10 protein-coding genes and 1 other RNA gene are annotated in these 10,107 nt (G+C 32.4%); 6 read left to right on the forward strand and 5 right to left on the reverse strand.

The features are described 5' to 3' along the window. Nucleotides 1-116: 116 nt before the first annotated feature. Nucleotides 117-632 (reverse strand): hypothetical protein, encoded by a 516-nt coding sequence (locus HKP48_RS07630; protein WP_296344488.1) that lies wholly within the window; start codon nucleotides 630-632, stop codon nucleotides 117-119. A 4-nt stretch (nucleotides 633-636) separates the two neighbouring features. Next, complete coding sequence (gene dnaX, locus HKP48_RS07635) at nucleotides 637-2,379, reverse strand: DNA polymerase III subunit gamma/tau (protein WP_296344491.1); 1,743 nt, start codon at nucleotides 2,377-2,379, stop codon at nucleotides 637-639. A 100-nt stretch (nucleotides 2,380-2,479) separates the two neighbouring features. On the opposite strand from dnaX, the gene rnpB reads away from it, so the two are divergent. Then, nucleotides 2,480-2,785, forward strand: an RNA gene (rnpB, locus tag HKP48_RS07640) — RNase P RNA component class A. A 37-nt stretch (nucleotides 2,786-2,822) separates the two neighbouring features. On the opposite strand, the gene HKP48_RS07645 is transcribed toward rnpB, so the two are convergent. The 3 genes from HKP48_RS07645 to HKP48_RS07655 are packed head-to-tail and all read right to left on the reverse strand — an operon-like array spanning nucleotide 2,823 to nucleotide 4,859. Further along, nucleotides 2,823-3,365 (reverse strand): RsmD family RNA methyltransferase, encoded by a 543-nt coding sequence (locus HKP48_RS07645; protein WP_296344493.1) that lies wholly within the window; start codon nucleotides 3,363-3,365, stop codon nucleotides 2,823-2,825. Continuing rightward, nucleotides 3,365-4,084 (reverse strand): DUF3822 family protein, encoded by a 720-nt coding sequence (locus HKP48_RS07650; RefSeq protein ID WP_296344495.1) that lies wholly within the window; start codon nucleotides 4,082-4,084, stop codon nucleotides 3,365-3,367. The genes HKP48_RS07645 and HKP48_RS07650 overlap by 1 nt, the downstream gene beginning before the upstream one ends. 43 nt (nucleotides 4,085-4,127) lie before the next feature. Next, nucleotides 4,128-4,859 (reverse strand): hypothetical protein, encoded by a 732-nt coding sequence (locus HKP48_RS07655; RefSeq protein WP_296344497.1) that lies wholly within the window; start codon nucleotides 4,857-4,859, stop codon nucleotides 4,128-4,130. 159 nt (nucleotides 4,860-5,018) lie between these two features. Between HKP48_RS07655 and HKP48_RS07660 the strand changes: the two genes are divergently transcribed. From HKP48_RS07660 to HKP48_RS07680, 5 genes are all read left to right on the forward strand, one after another. Beyond that, nucleotides 5,019-6,449, forward strand: a complete 1,431-nt coding sequence (locus HKP48_RS07660) for an ATP-binding domain-containing protein (protein WP_296344500.1) — start codon at nucleotides 5,019-5,021, stop codon at nucleotides 6,447-6,449. A 97-nt stretch (nucleotides 6,450-6,546) separates the two neighbouring features. Then, nucleotides 6,547-7,275, forward strand: coding sequence for a 3-deoxy-manno-octulosonate cytidylyltransferase (gene kdsB / locus HKP48_RS07665; protein ID WP_296344502.1), 729 nt, complete (start codon nucleotides 6,547-6,549; stop codon nucleotides 7,273-7,275). Then, entirely contained in the window at nucleotides 7,276-7,983 is a 708-nt protein-coding gene (locus tag HKP48_RS07670; protein ID WP_296344504.1) for an HAD family hydrolase, read from the forward strand. 61 nt (nucleotides 7,984-8,044) lie between these two features. Beyond that, the gene (locus HKP48_RS07675; protein ID WP_296344506.1) at nucleotides 8,045-9,127 is read left to right on the forward strand and encodes an iron-containing alcohol dehydrogenase family protein; all 1,083 of its coding nucleotides are present in this window, start codon (nucleotides 8,045-8,047) and stop codon (nucleotides 9,125-9,127) included. A 1-nt stretch (nucleotide 9,128) separates the two neighbouring features. Then, complete coding sequence (locus HKP48_RS07680) at nucleotides 9,129-9,677, forward strand: 1-acyl-sn-glycerol-3-phosphate acyltransferase (protein WP_296344508.1); 549 nt, start codon at nucleotides 9,129-9,131, stop codon at nucleotides 9,675-9,677. Nucleotides 9,678-10,107: the final 430 nt, after the last annotated feature.

The following is a 10,107-nucleotide window of genomic DNA, read 5'->3' on the forward strand; positions in this document are numbered from 1 at the left end:
CTGAAAAATTGATAGCAAATTATGTCAAGGAACAAGGTGTTGAAAAGGATTATAAAAGTTTGAAAAAGAATAATCAATTGAAATTATTTTAATGCCTCGTGGGCTTGCCCCGAGGATTATTTACTTGGTATAGCATAAGCTATGTCTATATATACAGAATTCTTTTCTATACTTAATTCTTCATTAAGCTGAATGGATTTTAATACAGATAATTTATCAAAATCTTTAGGTAAAGCTTTTGCTTCAAAATTATCTAATCTTGATATCGCCTCAATAACTTTCTCTTTATCAAAGGTTTTACTATAAATTTGCTGTTCATTATTTTCTACGTCTATACTAAATTTGAATTGTCTATAATTAGTAGAATATTTTATGTTATTTTTTTCTTCAAATAAAATAACACTATCACTCATATTGGCTTTGGTAATTATTTTAACTTTAAATCCATTAGATAAAGTAGTGTCTACTTCGCGTTCTAGATAAACTTCGGGAATGTAATTTGTAATTATAATTTCATTCCTCTTGTTATAATTTTCTACGCTTTCAGTTAAGAATTTATGTTGTGACTTTCTACCATCACAGCTCGTAAAAGTTATGGTTAAAGCTAAAAGTATGTAGAGAAAATATTTCATGGCCTTAGATGTCTAATCCAAAAGTACGTTTTAAGAGTTCAATATTTTTGTTCTTCTCTTTTAATTTTTCGTATTTCTCTTGAGGAGTAAATGCATATTTTTTTGCAACCTCTTCATTAACAATAATTTTAAAATGCAAGTCGTAATTTTTACATGCTTTTCTCAAATGCGCTAATAGTGGATATTGCGCTCGTTCAAGCTCAATTTTATTAGTATTGTTAGAGTAAGTTATAGTCATTTTTGTTCCCTCTAGTTTTGGGAGTTCCATTTCCATAATAGAGGCCATTATTTTTTCACCTTTTAAGTGAAGTGATTTCACATAAGAATTCCAAGCTTCTAATAAAACTTCTGAAGAGACAGGCTCTTTGGGCAGGTTTTCTTCGTCGATAACAACATCCATTTGTTTGATGAGATGCTCTTTCTTTTCGCGAATACTTTTTAAAGATAAGCCAGAGGTTACTTTTGCTGGTTTATTAATAGATATTTTTGGTATTTGAGCTTTAGAAATTTCAACAGACCTAATAGCTGGGTCTTTAGCTACTATTTGTATTGGTTTTTTTTCATTTTCTTCTTGACTTACCTTTGTCTTTGGTTGAATTATGGAAGGCTTTTTAACCGGAATAGGTGTGATGCCTTTTGACTTAAAGTAAGAAGGCGGAATTATGTAATGTCTGCTATTTTTTTTTTCTCCATCAAAAGTGATAGAGGCTAATTGCATTAAGGCTAACTCCACAAGAAGTCTTTGGTTTTTGCTGCTTTTATATTTTAGGTCGCAGTCGTTGGCTATGTCTATACCCTTTATTAGAAAGGCCTGAGAAGATTTTTTTGACTGTTCGACATATTTGACTTTAGTATCATCACCAACTTCCAGTAGTTCTATAGTTGAAGGATTTTTACAAACCAACAAGTCTCTAAAATGTGAGGCTAAACCAACAATATAGTGATGCCCATCAAACCCTTTAGATAAGACCCCATTAAACTGAATAAGCAACTCAGGAATTTTATTTTCAAGGATTAAATCTGTACTTGTAAAATATGTTTCGTAGTCTAATACATTGAGATTCTCAGTTACAGCCTGTCGTGTTAGATTTTTTCCTGAGAAACTTACAACTCTGTCAAAAATAGATAAGGCATCGCGCATAGCGCCATCTGCTTTTTGAGCTATAATATGAAGTGCATCATCCTCAGCAGTAACGCCTTGTTCTTTGGCTATATATTTTAGATATTCCTTAGCATCTTTTACGGTAATACGCTTAAAATCGAATATTTGGCAACGTGATAAAATTGTTGGAATAATTTTATGTTTTTCCGTTGTAGCTAAAATGAATATACAATGTTTAGGCGGTTCTTCAAGTGTCTTTAAAAAGGCATTAAATGCGGCTGGTGATAACATATGTACCTCATCAATGATGTATACTTTGTATTTGCCGACTTGTGGTGGAATACGGACTTGGTCTGTTAGAGTTCTTATATCATCAACCGAGTTATTTGAAGCAGCATCTAGTTCAAAAATATTGAATGCAAAATCCTCGTCTTCACTTGTGTTGCCATCACTGTTTATCATTTTGGCAAGAATGCGAGCACAGGTTGTTTTACCCACACCACGTGGACCTGTAAACAATAAGGCTTGTGCTAAATGATTGTTTTCAATTGCATTTAATAAAGTATTTGTAATAGCTTGCTGCCCTACAACATCTTTGAATGTTTGAGGTCTATATTTGCGAGCCGATACTACAAAATGTTCCATAAACTACTATTGAATTACAAATGTAAGAATAACCATTAAATAGTAGTTTTCGTTAGGCTTAATTTAATAGGAGTTATTAACAATTTGTTTACTTTTGCCTGTAGTAAATCGCCTTATCGATTCTAAATTTATTTAGGGTAGGAAAGTCCGAACACCAGAGTGTAGCATAGTGGCTAACAGCCACCAATCGAGAGGTTAGGAAAAGTGCAACAGAAAGAATGTACAGGTCATGCTGTAGTGAAATCAGGTAAACTCTATGTGGTGCAATGTCATGTAAACTAACGCCTGAGCGTACACGCGCGATTGTTAGAGGGTAGGCAGCTAAAGTTTATTGGCAACAATAAGCGTAGATAAATGATAAGGGCTCATTTGAGTACAGAATTCGGCTTATAGATTTACTCACACAAAACAAGCCTTTTGCTTTTGCAAGAGGTTTTGTTTTTTTAAGTATTCATTCCAAAAAAGCTAAACATATTACCACCATAACTTTTTGAATGACTGTAATTAGGAAATTCGCTTAAATTAGTGTGTTTAGAATGCTCAATGACTAAGAGGCCACTATCGCTAAGGAGTTGATTTTTAAAAACTAATTCTGGGATTTTTGAAAACTGTTCTAGCTCAAAATTATATGGTGGGTCAGCAAAAATAATACTGTGTTTTAGTTTTGAGTTTTCTAAAAATTTAAACACATCACTTTTAATGGTTTTAATAGGCATTTTAAAGCTTTTAGCGGTTTGGTTTATGAATTTAATACAACCGAAATTAGCATCAACAGCTATAATTTCTAAGGTTCCTCTCGAAGCAAATTCATAACTTATGTTACCTGTTCCAGAAAATAAATCTAGTACAGAAATGTCATCAAAAAAATATTGGTTATTCAGGATGTTAAACAATGCTTCCTTTGCCATATCTGTTGTAGGTCTTACAGGAAGTTTTTTTGGAGCTGTAATACGTCTTCCTTTATATTCTCCAGAAATAATTCGCATTAGAAACTATTTTTAATTAAAAAGTTGTTTGAATTATCATCTAATTCTACATGTCGTATGTATTTATAAGCTATAGCATACAAATCATCTTCTTTTGTTATAGTTCCAAATAGTTTTAGATATAATTTTTCTGGATTTAATTGCTCTTGCTCACAGGTAAAAAGAATATAATAGATAAAGTCCTCTGGTGTGCTAAACTCAAAATAGTTATATAATGATAACTCATTATTTTTTATTGTGATTACCTGCATTGATTGATTCTCTATATTGATAAAAAGACCCTCACCAATATTGTTGTTTTCAATTGATAATGCATCAATAAAAACAGTAGAAGAGTGTTTGAAGGTAAATGAACCAAACGTATCGAATATGTAATTATTAATGTTTACATACGGAACATAAATACTAAAAATCTTTCGTGATTTTAATTCATCAGAAGCTATAAAATCTGTTTTTAAAATTTTTGAATTAAACTTAAGGTATTCTGCATTATTAGCTTCGTTGTACAATGATTTTGGAACCAATGTAGCGAGTTCATTGTAATGTAAAACGTTAATGTTTTGAAACTCTTCAGAAAAAACGGTGTTTGAAGCTAACTCTTCCTTCAGTCTGTTAAGCGTATCAAAAGGTGTGAGCTTTTCTGCAAATACAATAGAATTAAGATATTCAATTGTATTTTTTTGAGAACGGTTAAGTATACAAAAAGAAAGTCCACTCAAATTTACTTGAATGGACAACTCTTTCTTTAATTTATTAGTCAAACTATTCGTTATCTTTTTTTGAGAAGTTTTTTGGCCAGTTACCTGTAGTCTTAACTTCATCCATAGAACCAACAGCAATCTTTGGTCCATTAACGCCATCTACAGAAACGGTTTGTTTCTCATTAGCAACTAAGTTTTTATCTTGATCGTGGAGCACCACTGCCTTATCTACGCTAGCTTCAAAAACAGGAATATCATCAAGAGAACCTGCTTTTAATTCAAATTTAGCACTAGGTTCACCAACACCTACATTCATGATGTTTTTGTAATCAATATTTTTGAAAAGTGAATCTTTGACTGAGTAATAATCTAGAGTGTCTACGACGATTAGTGTTTTAAAATACTCAATACCGTTAAAGGCTTTTGTTTTTTCAACATCTAATACGGTAGAATCACGACGCTCAGTAATGGGCACTTGAGCAGTATCAATAAATTTTATAAGGTTATCGTACTTATCAGTATATTTTCCGTTAACGTCTTTATAAGCTACTTGTGCTTTCTGTATATCTATCAAGCGGTCTACAACAACCTGATAGCGTCCGTCTTTAATTTTTTCAAATCTTAACTCTCCAGCAACAGAATCATATGTGATATAACCTAGATAAATAATTAAAGCCCAGAGAACAAGGTTAAGTATTGGCTTTATTTTTTTTGGAACAAACTTATCTATTAACCAAACAATAAGTATAGTTAGAAGAATGATAGCAACAATTGCTAGAATGACGTTTAACATAGTTAGTTTATTTTATTAGGTCTTTCGCAAATCTACAATTTTTTTTTGTTCGTAAAAACATAATAAATAAAAATATAATAAAATGAATTTTCAATGACTTACAATACTCTGAAATGTAAAGATATAATGCTATATTGCTCATGAATATTAAAATGTTAAATGATTCAAAAAGCAACTGATTTTTATAAACTTATAAAATCAAAATTCCCATTTAGCCCAACACAAAAGCAGGACATTGTATTGCTACAGCTCTCAGAGTTTATTTTTGATAATAAGCCTAATGCTCTGTATTTATTAAAAGGTTATGCCGGTACCGGTAAAACCAGTATTATAGGAACAATAGTATCTGATTTATGGCAAGCCAAAATTAGTGCCGTCTTATTGGCACCAACAGGTCGTGCTGCAAAAGTCATTTCTAATTATTCTAAAAAAGAAGCCTTTACTATTCACAAAAAAATTTATTTTCCTAAGAAAGAAAAAGGTGGTGGTGTAAAGTTTGTAATGCAACCCAATAAGCATCGTAATACAATTTTTATAGTAGATGAAGCCTCTATGATCCCCGATGCACCATCCGAATCTAAGTTTTTTGAAAATGGATCTCTTCTAGATGATTTGATGCAGTATGTCTATTCTGGACATAAATGTAAGTTGCTACTTATTGGAGATAAAGCGCAACTACCTCCTGTTAAATCGGATTTAAGCCCTGCTTTAGATGCAACAAAACTAGATTTAAACTATAATAAAAAGGTCACCACAATGGAGTTAGATGAAGTGGTTAGGCAAGAGCAAGACTCAGGTATTTTAGAGAATGCAACAGAACTGCGTTCGGTTTTAGAAACGTCTTTTTACGATAGTTTTAAATTTAATGTAAAGCCTTTTAAGGATATTGTTCGTCTTGTTGATGGCTATGAAATTATGGATGCTATAAACGATGCTTATAGTAACGACGGTTATGAAGAAACTGCTATTATTGTAAGGAGCAATAAGCGTGCTAACATGTACAATCAGCAAATACGAAATAGAATTCTTTTTAATGAGTCTGAATTATCGGCTGGTGACTACCTTATGGTCGTAAAGAATAATTATTTCTGGGTAAAACCAACAACAGAAGCTGGCTTTATAGCTAATGGCGATATTATTGAAGTTCTTGAAATCTTTAGCATTAAAGAGTTGTATGGCTTTAAATTTGCTGAAGTCAAAGTAAAAATGGTCGATTATCCAAAAATGCGAGCTTTTGAAACTGTTTTATTACTCGATACCATTTCAGCAGAAAGTGCATCTTTAACCTACGAAGAATCAAATAGACTCTACCAAGAAGTCTCTAAGGATTATGCAAATGAAGCCTCTAATTATAAACGTTTTTTGGGTGTAAAAAACAATAAGTTTTTTAATGCGCTTCAGGTAAAGTTTTCTTATGCAATAACTTGCCACAAATCACAAGGCGGGCAGTGGAATACTATTTTTGTAGAGCAACCTTATCTTCCAGAAGGACCAGACCACGATTACATAAGATGGTTGTACACTGCTATAACCAGAGCTAAAGAAAAACTTTACCTTATTGGTTTTAGAGACGAATCTTTTGTAGAATAGTTTTTATCATTTCAAACCCTTATTTTTGAATAGATAATAAATTTTTGAACTCTCCATGGTTAGCCCTGATGAGTTTACCAACAAAACCAATCTTTACATGAAGATTATAGCTATGATTCCCGCACGTTATGCGGCTTCTCGTTTTCCAGCAAAGCTTATGCAAGACTTAGCAGGAAAGACAGTTATTTTAAGAACTTACGAAGCGACAGTCGAAACGGGTTTATTTTCTGAAGTTTATGTAGTAACTGATAGTGATATAATTTTTAATGAAATATCGTCTAACGGTGGCAAGGCAATAATGAGCCAAAAAGAACACGAATCAGGGAGCGATCGTATTGCTGAAGCAGTAGAGACGGTTGAGTGTGATATAGTAGTAAATGTGCAGGGAGATGAGCCATTTACTGAACGTGAAAGTTTAGAAAAAGTTTTAAATGTCTTTAACGATGACACTAAAAAGGAAATCGATTTAGCCTCATTAATGGTTGAAATTACAGATTGGGAAGAAATTGAAAACCCTAACACGGTTAAAGTTATTGTAGACCATAATGATTTTGCTCTTTATTTCTCTAGAAGTCCAATTCCATACCCGAGAGATAAAAGAGTTGAGACACGTTATTTTAAGCATAAAGGAATTTATGCTTTTAGAAAACAAGCTTTATTAGATTTTACAACATTACCAATGCAATTTCTTGAAGCCAGTGAAAAGATTGAATGTATCAGGTATCTAGAATATGGTAAGAAGATAAAAATGGTAGAAACCTCTGTGCAAGGCGTAGAAATTGACACACCTGAAGATTTAGAACGTGCAAAAAAACTTTGGAAATAAGTGGGTAAGCAGTTAAACAATATAAAAGTCATTGGTTTTGATGCAGATGACACCTTGTGGGTCAACGAAACTTATTTTAGAGATGCTGAACAAGAATTTGCGAAGCTACTATCACAGTTTGAAACTCCAAATAAAATCGACCAGGAGCTTTTTAAAAAGGAAATGAAAAACCTTTCGCTTTACGGTTATGGTGTTAAGGGATTTATACTATCTATGGTAGAGATGGCTTTAGAACTCTCAAATTATTCTGTGTCAAATAAAAAGATAGAAGCGATTCTCAATATAGGTAAGAACATGATAAATAAGCCTGTCGAATTATTAGATAATGTAGAAGAGGTGTTGAAAAAATTATCAAAAAATTATAAACTGATATTAGCCACAAAAGGTGATTTGTTAGACCAAGAACGTAAGTTAGAAAAGTCTGGATTAATAGATTATTTTCATCATATAGAAGTTTTAAGTGAAAAAGAAAGTACTAATTATTCAAAATTATTAAAACACTTAGATATTAAACCTTCAGAGTTTTTAATGATTGGAAATTCTCTTAAATCAGATGTATTGCCACTAGTAAAAATTGGAGCACATGCTGCACATATACCTTTTCATACGACTTGGTTACATGAAAAAGTATCAGAAAGTGTTACAAATGGTAAGAAATATATCACTTTAAAGACCTTGAAAGACGTGTATAGTTATTTGCCAAAATAATTTGAGACGCTACCCCAAAAAAAGCAATAGTATTTATATTTTTGTTCTAGAAATTAGTTAGATGAGTTATAAAAATTTTCCGATGGTTTCTCATGTCGTATATGGCAGAGGTAGTTTCAATCAGTTAGATGAAATTATTTCCCCTAAGCGCAATGGAAGAGAAGCTCCTTTTATTTATTTCGTAGATGATGTATTTAAAGGCAACCATTGGCTAACATCTAGAATTTCTTTATCCTACAAAGACAAAATTATATACGTTCCGACAAAGGAGGAGCCAAAAACGTCTCAGATAGACCAATTGGTTCAGGATATTATTTTAGAATTTAGCATACGTCCTTCGGGTATTATAGGCATTGGTGGTGGTATTGTATTAGATATAGCAAAAGCAGTGTCTATAATGCTTACTAATGAAGGCGAATCTAAAGATTATCAAGGCTGGGATTTGGTTAAGAATCCGGCAATATATCATCTAGGTATTCCTACAATATCTGGTACTGGTGCAGAAGTCTCTAGAACCACAATACTTACTGGTCCCGAACGCAAATTAGGAATCAATAGTGATTTCACACCTTTTGACCAAGTCATTTTAGACCCAGAATTAACAAAAGATGTTCCAAAAGACCAATGGTTTTACACGGGTATGGATTGTTTTATTCACTGTGTAGAGTCACTTAATGGCACTTATCTTAACGCTTTTAGTCAAAGTTATGGTGAGAAAGCCTTTGATATTTGTAAAGAAGTATTTCTTGGAGATATTTTATCTACAGAAGTATCTCAGGATAAGCTAATGATGGCATCATGGCACGGTGGTATGAGTATTGCTTACTCTCAAGTAGGAGTAGCACATGCTATGAGCTATGGGTTAGGATATCTTTTAGGAGTTAAGCATGGTATCGGAAATTGTATCGTATTTGACCACTTAGAAGATTATTATCCCGAAGGTGTAAAGCTTTTCAAAGAAATGAAAGAAAAGCACAGTATTAAATTACCTAAGGATATTTGCGCAGACTTAGGTGAAGAGGAGTTGGATATCATGATTAATGTAGCCTTAAGTCTTGAACCTCTTTGGGAGAATGCAATAGGTAAAAAATGGAAAGAAACCATTACTCCTGACACATTAAAAGAGCTGTATTTAAAAATGTAATATGAAAGCTTTTGCTAAACTCATTTATTTTAATATTTTAGGATGGAAAATAGTCGGTAACAAGAATTTTTCAAAGGATATTATAAAAAAAGCTGTAATCATCGCAGCACCACATACAAGTTGGCACGACTTCTTTATAGGTCTCTATTTGCGAAAAATTACAGGTGTAAAAACTAATTTCATAGGAAAAAAAGAGTTATTCACATGGCCATTTAATTATTATTTTAAAGCTATCGGTGGTCGTCCAGTTGATAGAACTTCTGGGCAGAATAAAGTGGAAGCCATAGCCCAATTATTTAAAGGTGAACAAGAGTTCCGTTTGACATTAGCTCCTGAAGGTACTAGAAAGAAAGTCACTGAATGGAAGACAGGTTTTTATTACATCGCTAAAGCCGCAAACGTACCTATAATAATGTTTACACTAGATTTTAAGAATAAACAGAATAAAATTTCAGAGCCGTTTTATCCTACAGAAGACAAAGAAGCAGATTTTAAATTTATGGAAGCCTTTTTTGAAGGCGTAGAAGGAAAAGTTCCAGAATATTCCTAAAAAATATAATTTTATGGCATAGGTTTTGCTGAGTAATAGTTAAAGCAATGAAACATAAAATAAACCCTAGCGTCACTAGAAAGAAACATTGCAAATGAAAAAGGCGACCCACTAAGTGTTAATTTATTGGTTGCCTTTTTATTAAAGTTGCTCAAAATCACTCAACAAAGCATTTGTTTGTACTTGAAGCTTATTTTTAAAATAGCGAGTTCTACCCATTATTCGACCTTTAAACCCTAAAGCCTGTGTCGCCCATTTTTGTAACTAAATTTATCAGTATGTTTAATGATCAAACCATCTTTAAACGGGTCACACGTAAAATTTGGGGATTAGTATTATTTTTGATTAAAAAAAGTTGAAAGAATTTCTATCCTTATTTTTACCAGAAGCACTATTAGATAATTTTGATGTTGAGTTGATACAAGAACTT

It is taken from the genome of Winogradskyella sp., assembly GCF_013042245.1.
Classification (GTDB): Bacteria; Bacteroidota; Bacteroidia; order Flavobacteriales; family Flavobacteriaceae; genus Winogradskyella.